11 protein-coding genes and 2 pseudogenes are annotated in these 13,502 nt (G+C 59.7%); 8 read left to right on the plus strand and 5 right to left on the minus strand.

Features of this window, described 5'->3' with window-relative positions:
- Positions 1-59 precede the first annotated feature (59 nt).
- Both BMY73_RS20580 and BMY73_RS20585 read right to left on the minus strand, forming a co-directional pair.
- Positions 60-1,628, minus strand: coding sequence for a GMC family oxidoreductase (locus tag BMY73_RS20580; RefSeq protein ID WP_092409326.1), 1,569 nt, complete (start codon positions 1,626-1,628; stop codon positions 60-62).
- A gap of 11 nt (positions 1,629-1,639) precedes the next feature.
- A complete protein-coding gene (locus tag BMY73_RS20585) occupies positions 1,640-2,200 on the minus strand; it encodes a tat (twin-arginine translocation) pathway signal sequence (RefSeq protein ID WP_092409328.1) in 561 nt (186 codons plus the stop codon).
- A gap of 364 nt (positions 2,201-2,564) precedes the next feature.
- On the opposite strand from BMY73_RS20585, the pseudogene BMY73_RS28945 reads away from it, so the two are divergent.
- From BMY73_RS28945 to gloA, 3 genes and pseudogenes are all read left to right on the plus strand, one after another.
- Positions 2,565-3,341: pseudogene (locus BMY73_RS28945) on the plus strand (PAS domain-containing protein); the annotation flags it as partial.
- A gap of 99 nt (positions 3,342-3,440) precedes the next feature.
- A pseudogene (locus tag BMY73_RS28950) lies at positions 3,441-3,875 on the plus strand (methyl-accepting chemotaxis protein); the annotation flags it as partial.
- A 128-nt stretch (positions 3,876-4,003) separates the two neighbouring features.
- On the plus strand, positions 4,004-4,531 hold the full coding sequence (gloA, locus tag BMY73_RS20595) for a lactoylglutathione lyase (RefSeq protein ID WP_092409332.1): 528 nt from the start codon (positions 4,004-4,006) through the stop codon (positions 4,529-4,531).
- A gap of 50 nt (positions 4,532-4,581) precedes the next feature.
- On the opposite strand, the gene BMY73_RS20600 is transcribed toward gloA, so the two are convergent.
- On the minus strand, positions 4,582-5,832 hold the full coding sequence (locus BMY73_RS20600) for a serine hydrolase domain-containing protein (protein WP_092409334.1): 1,251 nt from the start codon (positions 5,830-5,832) through the stop codon (positions 4,582-4,584).
- 315 nt (positions 5,833-6,147) lie between these two features.
- Positions 6,148-7,167 (minus strand): branched-chain amino acid aminotransferase, encoded by a 1,020-nt coding sequence (locus BMY73_RS20605; RefSeq protein ID WP_092409336.1) that lies wholly within the window; start codon positions 7,165-7,167, stop codon positions 6,148-6,150.
- Between the two features lie 258 nt (positions 7,168-7,425).
- Between BMY73_RS20605 and BMY73_RS20610 the strand changes: the two genes are divergently transcribed.
- The 3 genes from BMY73_RS20610 to BMY73_RS20620 all read left to right on the plus strand — a co-directional run bounded on the left by BMY73_RS20610 (position 7,426) and on the right by BMY73_RS20620 (position 10,238).
- Positions 7,426-8,193 carry an MBL fold metallo-hydrolase gene (locus tag BMY73_RS20610; protein ID WP_062381905.1) on the plus strand — a complete coding sequence of 256 codons (768 nt, stop codon included), beginning with the start codon at positions 7,426-7,428 and terminating at the stop codon, positions 8,191-8,193.
- Positions 8,194-8,339: 146 nt separating this feature from the next.
- A complete protein-coding gene (locus BMY73_RS20615) occupies positions 8,340-9,164 on the plus strand; it encodes an HDOD domain-containing protein (RefSeq protein WP_092409338.1) in 825 nt (274 codons plus the stop codon).
- Between the two features lie 222 nt (positions 9,165-9,386).
- On the plus strand, positions 9,387-10,238 hold the full coding sequence (locus BMY73_RS20620) for an NAD-dependent protein deacetylase (RefSeq protein ID WP_092409340.1): 852 nt from the start codon (positions 9,387-9,389) through the stop codon (positions 10,236-10,238).
- A gap of 40 nt (positions 10,239-10,278) precedes the next feature.
- Here BMY73_RS20620 and BMY73_RS20625 read toward each other — a convergent pair whose 3' ends face one another.
- Positions 10,279-11,388 (minus strand): DUF2817 domain-containing protein, encoded by a 1,110-nt coding sequence (locus tag BMY73_RS20625; RefSeq protein WP_092409342.1) that lies wholly within the window; start codon positions 11,386-11,388, stop codon positions 10,279-10,281.
- Between the two features lie 299 nt (positions 11,389-11,687).
- Here BMY73_RS20625 and BMY73_RS28360 point away from each other — a divergent pair, with 299 nt between their 5' ends.
- Together BMY73_RS28360 and BMY73_RS20630 are read left to right on the plus strand one after the other, a co-directional pair.
- Positions 11,688-11,834 carry a hypothetical protein gene (locus BMY73_RS28360; RefSeq protein WP_175500222.1) on the plus strand — a complete coding sequence of 49 codons (147 nt, stop codon included), beginning with the start codon at positions 11,688-11,690 and terminating at the stop codon, positions 11,832-11,834.
- Positions 11,835-12,626: 792 nt separating this feature from the next.
- Positions 12,627-13,460: an energy transducer TonB gene (locus BMY73_RS20630; RefSeq protein ID WP_092409344.1), complete on the plus strand. Its 834-nt coding sequence runs from the start codon at positions 12,627-12,629 to the stop codon at positions 13,458-13,460.
- The last annotated feature ends 42 nt before the right edge of the window (positions 13,461-13,502 follow it).

Here is a 13,502-nt window from a genome sequence, read left to right on the forward strand (position 1 = left end):
GACGCGCGTGTGCTCTGCAAGCCAGAGCACACGCGTTCGGCCAATGGGCTGGAACGGTTTCAAACCGCCCTCGTTTTCAAAGCCTGCGCAATGAACTCAGCCTGCCGGATCGCCAGCGTCACGATGGTCAACGTCGGGTTTTCCCCCGCGCTGGTGGTGAACTGGCTGCCGTCGGAGATGAACAGATTGGGGATTTCGTGGCTCTGCCCATGTTTGTTGCACACCCCGTCCTGCGCTTTTTCGCTCATGCGGCAGGTGCCCAGATTGTGCGTCGACGGGTATGGCGGCACCCGAAACGTCTTCACCGCGCCGACCGACGAATACAGCGCCTCTCCCTGCTTGTACGCATGTTCGCGCATCGCCAGATCGTTGGGATGATCGTCGTAATGCACATTGGGCACAGGCAGGCCGTACTTGTCTTTGACGCTGTCGTTAAGGGTGATGCGGTTGCTCTCCTGGGGCATGTCCTCGCCAACAATCCACATCGCGGCCAGCTTGCTGTACTGCTCCATGACATCGGTGAATTCCCGGCCCCATGCGCCGGGATTGAAAAACGCCGCCAGAAACGATGGCCCCAGGGAAACGGTTTCCATCTCGTAACCGCCCACGAAACCGCGATCAGGCTTGTGGTGAATCTCATCACCAATGAGCCCGGCCATGATCGTGCCGCGATAAAAGTGAACCTCTTCGTTAAACGAGGCGAAGACGCTGCCCGTGGTGTGACGCATGTAGTGCTTGCCGACCATCCCCGATCCGTTGGCCAGGCCGTGAGGAAACTGACTGCTGGAGGAATTGAGCAGCAACCGCGGGGTTTCGATGGAATTCCCGGCCACCGCGACGACGCGCGCCTTCTGCCGCTGCTCCTTGCCCTGCGCGTCGAAATACACCACCGCGCTGGCCCGCCCCTGGTCGTCATGCTCGATCCTGGCGACGTGACACTGGGCGCGCAGCTCCAGTTTGCCGGTGGCCTCAGCGGCAGGGATTTCGGTATAGAGCGTCGACCATTTCGCGCCCATCTTGCAGCCCTGAAAACAAAAACCCAGTTGCTGACAGCCGGCGCGCCCGGCACGCGGCACGCTGTTGATCGCCATGTGCCCGGTGGAGCACTCCTTGTAGCCCATCTTCTGCGCGCCGTTGTACATCACCTTGAAGTTGTTGTTGCCCGGCAGGCCTTGAATATTGTTGGTGCGGGTCACGCCCATCTTGTCTTCGGCACGGGCGTAATACGGCTCGAGCTCCGCCAGGGTGACGGGCCAGTTAAGCAGGCTGGCACCCTCGACGCTGCCGTAGGTATCGAGCGCACGGAACTCGTGTTCCTGAAAGCGCAGACTGGCGCCCGCCCAGTGCGTGGTCGTCCCGCCCACGGTCTTGCAGATCCAGGCCGGCAGATTCGGAAAGTCCTTCGCCACGCGCCAACTGCCTGATGTCGTGCGGGTGTCGCCCCAGGCCAGTTGGGCAAACGAGGGCCATTCGTCGTTGATGAACGTGCCCGGCGATTGCCGCGCGCCCGCTTCCAGCAGCACTACGGGCACGCCCTTCTGGCACAGCTCGTTGGCCAGGGTTCCGCCGCCCGCGCCGGACCCGATGATGACCACCACTGAATCGTCGTCAAAGTTGTAGGTCGTCATGATTGCGCTCCTCAGGCAGGGACATTCGGGCTGGCATCGATAGGCGGGGTCGGCAGCCATTTCAGGTCGTCGAAACCGCGATGGATGTAACCGCCTTTGGGGAAGGAAGCGCCTTCATAACCGAAGTGCTTGTAGGCCAGTTCGTTGCTGTACAGGCTGTTGACCGACACCCCGCGCACCAGCGCAAAGAACGGTTCGCCCTGCACGTCCTTGAGAATGCCGACCTGCTTGTCCTCAGGCAGCTTGCTCCAGTCACCTCCGGCACGCTGATCGAGATCGGCCAGCCCCTCTTTCAGGGTGTCAGCGACGCTCGGGTCCTGGGAGGCTTTTTCATCGAGGGCTTTCACGGAAAACGCATACACCGCGTCTTCCATGGTGTCATGGGGGAATATGCGACGGATGACCAGCAACAGTTTGCTGCCGGTGGCACTGTCCAGCGTGTTCATCTCCAGTGCCCAGGTCCGGGATGGAGCAAGCAGTGCAATGGGGCCGGAACCGAACAACAGGGTTCCCAGGAGCAGTCCGCCACTTCCTTGCAAAAAGCGGCGACGATCGAACTTCAGGTCTCTCATGGCTTCTGTCCTTTTTATTGTTCTTGTCGGTGCAATCAAGCTCAATTGATAGTAGTTGCGCTGTCGGGCGTCAGGTAATAGCGGTCTACTACAACGCAACAGGGCCACTTCCGTTAGCCTCCAGGCGCTCTAGCCGCTCACCCGCTGCTTGAAAAGCTGGGCCCGTAACTACGGACATACACTGTTTTTAAAGCATCAATGCCGTGTCGGATCAATTGCGGCGGGGCCGCCGGAATGCAACGGCTTGCCACTCCATAACACGGGCTTCCGCGCACCGCGTTAGCGCTATTGCATCCGCGATGCCTCATGCTCGTGCAAAACCTGCCGACAGACTTATAACCCTTGAACGAATCCGGTTATCGACATGTTTGGATCCAAGCGCAAGCAAGACCTTCAGTTGCTTCAGGCGGAATTGGCTGCGCTGCGCCAGGCGCAGCGCTCGGTCGCCGACGAAATGCTTCAACTCACCGTAGACCGGCAACTGACCATCACGGCGGTGAATGAAAATTTCGCAGCATTTGTAGGCCATGCTGCCGACAGTTTGCTGGGAAAACCACTCATGACGCTGACCCCCAGCTATGTAAAGGATCTGCCCTGTTTCAAAAACTTCAATGACGCGGTGAAGAGCGGACGGGGCGTCACTGACGATTATCGCTACATCGCGCATGACGGCAGACTGGTCTGGATGCACGCCTCATGGTGTCCGGTCAAAGACGACCAGGGCACTATCACGCATATGACCAGCTTCGGTTCGGACGTGACGGATGTCATGAACAGATCACGAGAAAACGAGGAATTCATTCACGCACTGTTGCGGTCAACGGCCGTCATCGAGTTTGATCTTTCGGGGACGATCATCCATGCCAACCCGAATTTCCTGAACGCTGTCGGGTATGACCTCAACCAGATTTCCGGGAAACATCACAGCATTTTCTGCGAGCCGAGCTATGCGTCATCGCCTGACTACAAGGCGTTTTGGAGCAGACTGAATCTTGGCGAGTTCGTGGCCGGGCGATTCAAGCGGATCGACAGCGCCGGGCGGGAAATCTGGCTCGAAGCCAGCTACAACCCGGTTCACGACACGATGGGGAAGCTGTACAAGATCGTCAAATTCGCGACCGACATCACACCGCAGGTGGAACGAGAGGCTGAAGTCAGCAGCGCCGCCAATACCGCGTACGAAATCTCACAGCAGACCGATGTCAGTGCCAATCGTGGCGCCCAAGTGGTCCAGGATACGGTGGTGACGATGAACAAGATCGTTGACCAGATGTCTTCAGCCTCGGAGGGCATCGAGGCGTTGGGGCGTCAGTCGCACCTCATCAGCTCGATCGTGCAGACTATCGGAGGCATTGCCCAGCAAACGAATTTGCTCGCCCTCAACGCTGCGATCGAAGCCGCTCGCGCGGGAGAGCAAGGACGAGGGTTTGCCGTTGTGGCCGATGAGGTGAGGCAATTGGCGGGGCGCACCAGTCAGGCGACCGAGGAAATCGTTTCTGTGGTGCAGCGCAACCAGAACCTGGTCGATAACGCCGTGTCCAGCATGGGCGAGAGCCGCGAGCAAGCGGAACAGGGGCTGGCGCTGGCGAAGCAGGCCGGTAACGTAATCGTGGAGATCCAATCAGGCGCCAAGGAGGTTGTTGGCGCCGTGGAACGGTTTTCCAACCAGCTCTAGACCGCGAAAGACTCCCTCGTCTCGGGAATCCGTGATCGGCGCGCCTGACGGTCCGTAGTAATCGAGTATTACCCGCCCGCGAAACGGCCTCTCTACACTGCTGGATCACTCACCACGAGCAGCCTGCCATGTCCTTCGTCAGCGAAACTCAACCCGGTGTCTGCCTGACGCCGGATGCCGTCACCCAGGATTACGTGTTCAACCACACCATGCTGCGGGTGAAAGACCCGGAGCGTTCACTGGACTTCTATACGCGCGTATTGGGCATGCGCCTGCTGCGCAAGGTGGATTTTCCCGAGGCGAAGTTCTCGCTTCTGTTTCTGGCGATGACGAAAGGCAGTGAAGTGCCGGACGAAACGTCGGCGCGGATGAGCCACACCTTCAGCCGTGAATCGGTGCTGGAGCTCACCCACAACTGGGGCACGGAGAGCGACGAGTCGCAGTACCACAATGGCAACAAGGACCCTCGCGGGTTTGGCCATATCTGTTTCTCGGTGCCTGACATTGAAGCCGCCTGTGCGCGGTTCGAATCGTTGGGCGTGCCCTTCGTCAAGCGTCTGGACAAAGGCATGAAGCATGTCGCGTTCATTGCCGACCCGGACGAATACTGGATCGAAATCGTGCAGGCTGACCTGCTGGGCAATCTGGGCCAGTGACCGGTTGAAAAAGCCGCCCTGATCCGGGCGGCTTCGGTTCAACCAAGCGGCTATTTCAGCGCGGCGACCACCGCGTCGAAGAACACCATGGGATCGATGGGATCTTTGTCGACCGGCTTGGGTTGTGCGCCAAACGTCACGATCACCACGTTATTGGCCGGGTTGATGTAGATGTTCTGGCCCTGAATGCCGACGGCCGAATAGGCGCCGTCTTTTTTCGACGGGTCGGTCCAGGCGGTCCACCACATGTAGCCGTAATCCAGTTTCTTGCCGCCCTTGAGCGTGGTTGGCGTTGTGGCCTCCTTGACCCAGCCCTCGGGCAGGATCGATTTCCCGTCGATCTTGCCGTCGTTCATGAAAAACAGGCCGAACCGGCCATAGTCGCGCAGCGTGGCACTGATGCCACTGCCCCCGATTTCCACGCCGTTCGTGGAGTCCAGCCACCACGTCGCATCGCTCTCCATGCCGTAGGGCTGCCAGATCTTCTGCGACAGGTAGTCGGCCAGCGGCATTTTCACCGCACCACGCACGACCTCGCCGAGGATCTGCGTTTCACCGGTGCTGTAGTTGTTGACCGTGCCGGGTTCCGCCGCTCTGGGCAGCTTGGCCATCAGAGCGACCGCCGACCGCGGCTTCTGCGATATCTGCGCATTGAGCAGCGCTCGCCGGTCCGACTTCGGATCGGTGTAGGTCTCGTTCCATTTCACGCCCGAGGACATCATCAGCACATCGCGCACGGTCACGCCTTCATACGCACTGCCCTTGAGCTCCGGGACATAGTCCACCACCTGCGCGTCGAGGCCTTTGATCAGGCCGTCATGGATCGCGGCGGCCGCCAGGGTCGAGGTGATGGACTTGGCGACTGACATCGACATCCAGCGCGTTTTCTCGGTGTTGCCCCGCTGATAGGTTTCGTAGGCAATCTTGCCATCCTTGATCACCAGCATCGCGGTGACACTGTCGAGGGCGACGTAGTCGTACAGGTCGTACTGTTTGCCGTCGTAGGTGAAATGGACGTTGCCCAGCGGCTTGTCGGATTTGGGCAGTGCATACGGGTGACCGCCGGCCTTGATGGTGTGGGTCGGAAACAACCGGTCGATGTTGCGATAGGTGCTCACGGCCAGGTCTGGCAACATGGCGCCGTCGTAGATTTGCTCGACGGTGCCGATGGTTTCATGAGCATGCGGGTATTCGGCATCCGCGGCCCAGGCGTCAGGTGTGATCCCTGTCGCCAGCAGACTCAAGGATAACGTCAGTGGTCGAAGTCGCTGGAGGGGACGAGAAACAGCGCGTGTGAACATAAAGCTTCCTTCTTTTTATTGACCTTCTTGTTGATCGAGGTTCATGCGGGGTCGGGACATCTGCCCGGTTGAACCATAGTCCACTTGCTGGCAATCCACCCCGCCGTCAGTTAAGCGTTTACAGAACCTGAGGTGTGAAATGCTGTACGTGAATGCACTGTCGACGCCTTTCACACGGTGCGTCGCCCTCCTCACACAAAGGGCCGCACATGATCGCCACCGACCTGACCACCCAAGCCGGTCGCTGAAGCCACCGCAAAAAAAACCACCGCCAAAGGGCGGTGGTTTTTCATTGCACGTTCGCCTCGGTCAGGTTCAGACCTTGACGACCCAGCCTGCAGGGCCTTCGATCTCGCCGAACTGGATGCCGGTCAGCTCTTTGTACAGACGCTGGGTCACCGGACCGACTTCGGTTTCGCTGTGGAACACGTGCAGCTTGTCCTTGTAGCTGATCCCGCCAATCGGCGTGATCACTGCGGCAGTACCGCAGGCGCCGGCTTCCTTGAACTGATCCAGCTTGTCGATGAAGACTTCGCCTTCGGTGACTTTCAGGCCCAGGCGGCTCTGCGCCAGCTCGATCAGCGAGAGACGGGTGATGCCAGGCAGCACGGAAGGTGATTTCGGTGTGATGAACTGTTCATCGTGGGTAATACCGAAGAAGTTGGCCGAGCCGACTTCTTCGATTTTCGAGTGGGTCAGTGGATCCAGGTAGATCGCGTCGGCAAAGCCATTCTTCTTGGCTTCGGCGCCCGGCATCATGCTGGCGGCGTAGTTACCGCCGACCTTGGCGGCACCGGTGCCCTGAGGCGCGGCGCGGTCGTAGCTGGAGATCACGAAGTTATGAGGCTTCATGCCGCCTTTGAAGTAAGGGCCGACCGGGATGCAGAACACCGAGAAGATGAATTCAGGCGCGGCACGCACACCGATGTTGTCGCCCACGCCGATCACGAACGGACGCAGGTACAGCGCGCCGCCGGTGCCATAGGGAGGAATGAAACGCTCGTTGGCACGAACCACTTCCTTGCACGCCTCGATGAACATGTCGGTCGGTACGTGGGGCATCAGCAGACGTGAGCAGCTACGTTGCATGCGGGCGGCGTTCTGATCCGGGCGGAACAGGTTGATCGAGCCGTCTTTGGCGCGGTAGGCCTTCAGGCCTTCGAAGCACTGCTGACCATAGTGCAGCGCGGTCGAGCCTTCGCTGATGTGCAGCACATTGTCTTCGGTCAGGGTGCCCTTTTCCCACTGGCCATCACGCCAGGTGGACAGGAAACGCTTGTCGGTCTTGATGTAGTCGAAACCCAGCTTGTCCCAATTAATGCTCTCGTTACCCATGACACCCTCTATTTCCTGACCAGCGCGCCCGACGTTCGTGGAGGCTGGTGTTTCATCAATATGGTCGTGAAGGCCCGGTACAGGACTGGCCCACACCGATGTTGCGCCATATTACTGATTTTTTGCCCGACAAACCGCCTCCAACGCACGCGTCCTGAAAAAGAACCGCCGAAGGGTCGCCCAGGTGGTTTAAAAATCGGCGGCGACCTGCGACGCTGGCGTCTGTTCTCCTCTTTCATCGGGGCCGAGGCGTTCGCCATGTTGAGAAAAGTCGCAGACCAGTGGTATTCGTTCGAGAAGATCGATGACGCCATTACCCTGATCACCGAACCTCATGTCACCCCCTGGCTGCGCTGCAATATCTGGCACATTCGCGGGCGCGATCAGGACGTCGTGATCGACACCGGCATGGGCATCTGCAGCTTGCGCGAAGCGGCAAAAAACCTCTTTGGCCAGCGTATCAGCGCCGTGGCCAGTCACGTGCATCTGGACCACGTCGGTTGTCATCACGAGTTCGATCAATGCCTGGTTCACAGCGCAGAAGCCGACGGCCTGCGCAGTTCGGATGGCTATTTCACGCTGGTCGAGCCCGATTTCGACCCTGACGACTTCAGCCTCGCCACCCTCGGCGGCGAGCGTCTGGGGCCGATCATCAGTGCCCTGCCCTCGCCCGACTATGACTTGAGCAGCTGGAAAATCCAGGCGGCCCACGTCACCCGCACACTGGAAGAAGGTGATGTCGTGGACCTGGGTAATCGCCATTTCGAAGTGCTGCACCTGCCCGGCCATTCACCGGGCAGCATTGGCCTGTGGGAAGCGTCCACCCAGACGCTGTTTTCCGGTGATGCCATCTATGACGGCGAACTGCTGGACAACCTCGCCCATTCGTCGATCGAGGACTACGTGCGCACGATGCGACGCCTGCGAGCGCTTCCCGCTCGCGTGGTGCATGGCGGGCATTGCAAGAGTTTCGGGCGCGAACGGCTGATCGAGCTGGCAGACGGCTATCTGAAGACAGTCGACTGACGGTGTCCCCGTGATCCCATCCGTCATCGCCAGGCGAACTGGATGAGTCCATTTGTGTGCCGCCTGTACCAGAACCCGAACACCCGGCGTGCAGATCCGCGAATGTTGCCTATCGTTGCTAATTCACATGAAACAGGAGCAATGCCATGGGTATCGAGCAACTCTTCGCGGATTTGAGCAGTCTTCCGAGCATTCCCAAAGTGGCTCAGGACCTGATTCAGCAATTCGACAACCCTACCTCTAACCTTGAAAGCATCGCCCGCAACATCCAGAAGGATCCGGTGATTTCGGCGAAGATCCTGCGTCTGGCCAACTCGGCGCGCTTTCGCGGCGCGCGGGAATCGTCAAGCATCGAAGACGCTGCCATGCGGCTGGGGTTCAATACGCTACGCACGCTGGTGCTGGCCTCTGCGGTGACCGGCGCGTTCAAGGCGGGACCAAGCTTCGACCTCAAAGGGTTCTGGCTGAAGAGTTTTCAGGTGGCCGGCATCTGCCGGTTACTTGCCAAGCAAACTGGAGCAGACGCTGAAATCGCCTTTACCTGCGGGGTGATGCACGACATCGGCGAGCTGTTGATCCAGACCGGCGCGCCGCAGGTGGCCGAGCGCATCAACAGCGTGACCAAGACCGGGACCACCGGGCGCGCAGCGATCGAAACGCTGCAACTGGGCTTTGGCTACCCCGAAGTCGGCGCGGAGCTGGCCCGCCGCTGGCAGTTGCCGGCCGTGATCCAGCACGCCATCGCCTACCAGGCGCGTCCGATGCAGGCGCCGGGGGACGCGACCCAGGCGCGCATCGTCGCGCAGGCGCTGACCATTTCCGATGCGCTGGACACCCACGGGGGTGCCACGCCGCAAGCGCAGCAGGCGGTGGACGGGCCGTTGCTCGAAGGCATCGACCTTGATGCGCTGTTCGCCGCCCTGCCTGCGGTACTGGAGGCGGATAAGGCGTTTGCCGAGCTATTGAGCTAAGCCCCCGGCTGGAAGGTGACACAAGCCCTGTGGGACTGAGCTTGCTCGGGAAGGTGTCGTGTCAGTTGGATTACACGTCGCTGAACCGACGCCTTCGCGAGCAAGCTCACGCCCACAGGGACGCGGCCAGTCGAACGACCGCGGCCCCGCGACATTGCACCGAGCACATTTGCATCACCTCGTTTAGTATCGCCCCACCGCTGTCTTCACGAGGACCTGTGCATGTTCGATACACCTGCCCACGCCGACGTCGAATCCCTGCTGCACTGGATGAACGAGCGCTCGTTCGTCGTTCTGACAGGCGCGGGCATCAGCACCTCCTCCGGCATTCCTGACTACCGTGACAGCGAAGGCGTGCGTCGCGGTCGGCAACCGATGATGTTTCAGGAATTCCTCAATGCGCCCGAAGCACGCCGACGCTACTGGGCCCGCGCGATGTTGGGCTGGCCGCGCGTGCGTGCCGCGCAACCCAACGCTGCGCACCAGGCGCTGGCAACCCTGCAACACCAAGGCGTCATCAGCGGCGTCATTACCCAGAACGTCGACACCCTGCACGACAAGGCTGGCAGCCATGATGTCGTCGAACTGCACGGTAGCCTGCACTGGGTGCTGTGCCTCGATTGTCGGCAGCGCACCGAACGCGACCTCGTTCAGGTCACATTGCTGGAACAGAATCCCTACCTGGCCGGTGTCGACGCCATTCAGGCGCCCGACGGCGACACCCTGCTTGAGCCGGCGTTTGAAGAACGCTTCCAGGTCCCGCACTGCCCGCACTGTGGCGGCGAGCGGATGAAACCAGACGTGGTGTTTTTCGGTGAAAACGTTGCACCGCCCACCGCCGCCAAAGCCATGGCCCGGGTCGAGCAGGCCGAAGGGCTGCTGGTGGTCGGCTCATCGTTGATGGCGTATTCGGCGTTTCGCTTGTGTCGCACCGTGGCCGATCACGGCAAACCCCTGATCGCGATCAATCTGGGCAAAACCCGCGCGGACGATCTGCTGGACCTGAAGATCGGAGCGTCGTGCGAGGTGTTGTTGCCAGCGCTGACCCAACACCTCGTTGACCGGCTGTCCTGAGCGGACGTTCACCCAGACCAGGCGCGCTCCTACAGGTGTCTCAGCGTGCGATGCCGGGCAGCGCGGCCAATGTCTTCTCCCAGATCTGCCGCGTCCGCACCCACACCACTTCCTGCCAGTCCGGGTCGACCGGGTAAAACTGCTCCAGCAACCCTTGCTTGATCGCGCGTCCGGTTTCGTCCAGCGGGTCGCCGTGAAGGTGCAACCAATGATCGTCACGCAAATGCCCATGAACGATATCGCCCGCGTAGGTCCCGCACTCGATGACGAACGGCATCAGATGCACATTTGGCAACGCGTCCAGCAGCATCTGCGAGGTGTACCCCGTCGACGTCGCGGCCACGCCGGTTTCACTGACCTGACTGGCCCCGGTGATCAAGGTGAACAGCCACGGTCCGAACAGGGCTTTTGCATCGGCCAGCGCGGGATAGGCCGACTCCACGATGCTCATCAGCATGGGATGACCGTAATCCCCCGCTCCGGTGTGGAGGTCGAAGCAGGCGGCCACCTCGACGCCGCTCAGGTGTTTTTCGACGATGGCGCGCAATGTCCGGTTCGACCAGCTCGGTCCTGAGCCACCGTAGAACAACCCGTCAGCGAATGCGTATTGCCCGGCTTCCACCACTGACATCAAGCCTGACCAGCCCCGCTCAGCGACCGCAGCATTGAACAGCGCATCGACCTGATCACGCTGCGGCCCGCGCAGTTGCGCGCAAGTATAAAAAGCATGCACGTCGTGGTACGCACGGTTATCGGGCAACGGTCGGCTGAAATCCAGGTAGTTGCGGTTCTGGTCGAGGTTGTCTTCGTTGACGCGGCGCAACCACGCGGTGCCCCACGGATTGATCAAGTGAATCATCAGCACGGCCACGCCCTCGGGGAGCGAACGGTCCTCGAGGCTTTCCAGCCAGCGACTCTGACAGTCGGAACCGTAATAACCCTCCACACCGTGAGTGCCGCTCAATGCGACCAGCACCTTGCTGGCGTCCGGCGCACCGATCCAGGCGACGTCGGTAAACAGCGCCTCGCCAAACGGGCCGCTGAGCGGATGCGGGTATTCACTCAACGCCGCGCCGACACGGCTCGCGGCCTTCAGAAAACGCTCACGCAACTGACGGTAACGGGGATGTCCAGGAAAAAAATGACTCATCAAAAACCCTCTCAGGATTCAGTAATCATCGGCAGCCCGTTCAGGCGTTAATCCTGTCAATTCGCCGCCGCATCAAAAAAGTGACAAAAGGACAGCTTTTTGGCACATTTCTTTCAAGATATTTCACAAGTGGAACGTCAGTACCACCAGCAGACCCAAACGCCCCACAAAGTCGTGAGTCTACGCTGCCAACCGGTGCGCACCACGCACCAACGTGCAGAAAACGGACAGCACCCTGTCCATTAACAGTGCAGGACGCAAACCCGACGTTTGTCGTCCTTCGATAAGGAATTCGATCCGTGTCTGACCTGTCCTTGCTGTCTTCAGCCACACCCCGCTCCACCCGGCCTTTGCCGTTGATACCCGTCACTGGGCCTCAAGCCGTCTCGCGGACCTCGCCGCCAACCTTCCCGCTCTTCGTCGTACCGCGCCTGACCAGCGCCTGATTTCTATTACTTGCATCGCCTGGAAGTCTCGCGTTTTCACGCGGGCAATCCTTTTTATTTTTGGTCCGTTAATCAGCGCTTTCGACGCCCACACTTGATGATGGAAAAGACACTGACCGCCGCACGATTAGACATTATATAAACGGGACATTCCCGTACAGAAAACAGCAAACTATTAAATAGCCATCACTTTAGCGATGGACGCTATCGCTCGCACTTTTAAACGAGCATTCGACAACTAAATGACTCTACAGTCACATTGACCGGGACGTTACCCATGCACAGTTAAATGATTACGCACCAATTCGAATCTCGATTAACGAGTTTGGTGCACGCCACACCACCCATTCAAATACGGGCTATCGCGAACACAACTCGCCTGGCTCAACGGATTGGCTCGCGCCGACATTACTACTTGGTTCCAAAGGTTCACCGTTGTTCGTAAGTGTTTTAATCGCTGAATCGATAAAAAATTACAGGAATGCGACATGGGCACCTTATAAGCCAGAAACCTCGTCATAGAGGCCTTCGCTGGCATAACGGTTGCTATTACACCGTTGCAGGCGTTACGACACACCGTCGTATCTTCAGGTACACAACAAGAAGCCAGGAAAATAACAATGTCGTCTCCATAGCTCATGCTGCACCCTCTCTTCCAATTAAAGAGCTGACGCACTTCCGTACGCTCACGGGTGTTATGCGCCTCACAAAAGTGCAAACATCAGGCATTCGAACATTCACAAAATGTTTGAACGGACTCTTATTGCCCTTCAATGACCCGAGGGAGCTTTAATGAACGACGCGGCAAAAATGAAAGCCTTACCCGATCCGTCCCCGAATGAAACTTTCGGGGTCTGGCCGAGTATTCCTTTCAAGGAAAACATTTCACGCCCGGGTGGGTTGAACAGGCCACAGGTGTTGTTATTGATCGCCGCTTCGGTCCTTATTCACGGAGCGGTCTGGTGGTACATGCAAGTCGCAAAAGCCGAGGTCCCGGAAGTTGCGCCGCAAGTGCCCGAGATGACTGTCGAGTTGACCAGCCCGACGCCGCCGGTTCCGGAGCCTCCACCGCCCGAACCACCACCGCCCCCACCTCCGCCGCCGCCACCACCGCCTGAACCGGAACAGCCGGTGGAAGACCCCGATGCGGTCAAGCCGCCGCCCAAGCCGGTTGAAAAGCCCAAGGTGGAAAAACCCAAACCGGTCAAAAAACCGGAGCCGGTGAAAAAGCCCGCGCCGCCAGCGCCGCCCATGCCCGCCGCACCGAGTACGCCAGCGCCGCCCGCTCCAGCCCCGACGCCCGCGCCAGCGGCGCCTGCTGCACCCGCGGCGCCGGTCAAGGAGTCGGCAGCGGTTTCGGGGCTGGCCAGCCTGGGCAACCCGCCACCGGAATACCCCGGCGCGGCACTGCGCAAAGGCATGGAAGGTCGCGTGATTCTGCGCATCAAGGTACTGCCCAACGGCCGTGCAGGCAGTGTCGAGGTGACCAAGTCCAGCGGCAAGCAGGTGCTCGACGATGCGGCGGTGGAAACGGTGCGCAACTGGAAGTTCATTCCGGCCAAGCGCGGCGACACACCGATTGAAGGCTTCGCGACCCAGACCATTGATTTCAAGTTGCCGGAATGACCCGGCAGGCAAACGACTGACAACTCTTATATAGCGGGTGAG

Origin of the sequence: Pseudomonas sp. NFACC02, from assembly GCF_900110765.1 — a bacterium.
In the GTDB taxonomy this organism is placed as follows: Bacteria; Pseudomonadota; Gammaproteobacteria; order Pseudomonadales; family Pseudomonadaceae; genus Aquipseudomonas.

Coding starts and splice junctions, on each gene's coding strand:
- BMY73_RS20605 (WP_092409336.1), bottom strand. CDS start 7,167: ATGGGTAACGAGAGCATTAATTGGGACAAGCTGGGTTTCGACTACATC.
- BMY73_RS20620 (WP_092409340.1), top strand. CDS start 9,387: ATGTTCGATACACCTGCCCACGCCGACGTCGAATCCCTGCTGCACTGG.
- BMY73_RS20615 (WP_092409338.1), top strand. CDS start 8,340: ATGGGTATCGAGCAACTCTTCGCGGATTTGAGCAGTCTTCCGAGCATT.
- BMY73_RS20610 (WP_062381905.1), top strand. CDS start 7,426: ATGTTGAGAAAAGTCGCAGACCAGTGGTATTCGTTCGAGAAGATCGAT.
- BMY73_RS20600 (WP_092409334.1), bottom strand. CDS start 5,832: ATGTTCACACGCGCTGTTTCTCGTCCCCTCCAGCGACTTCGACCACTG.
- gloA (WP_092409332.1), top strand. CDS start 4,004: ATGTCCTTCGTCAGCGAAACTCAACCCGGTGTCTGCCTGACGCCGGAT.
- BMY73_RS20585 (WP_092409328.1), bottom strand. CDS start 2,200: ATGAGAGACCTGAAGTTCGATCGTCGCCGCTTTTTGCAAGGAAGTGGC.
- BMY73_RS20630 (WP_092409344.1), top strand. CDS start 12,627: ATGAACGACGCGGCAAAAATGAAAGCCTTACCCGATCCGTCCCCGAAT.
- BMY73_RS20580 (WP_092409326.1), bottom strand. CDS start 1,628: ATGACGACCTACAACTTTGACGACGATTCAGTGGTGGTCATCATCGGG.
- BMY73_RS20625 (WP_092409342.1), bottom strand. CDS start 11,388: ATGAGTCATTTTTTTCCTGGACATCCCCGTTACCGTCAGTTGCGTGAG.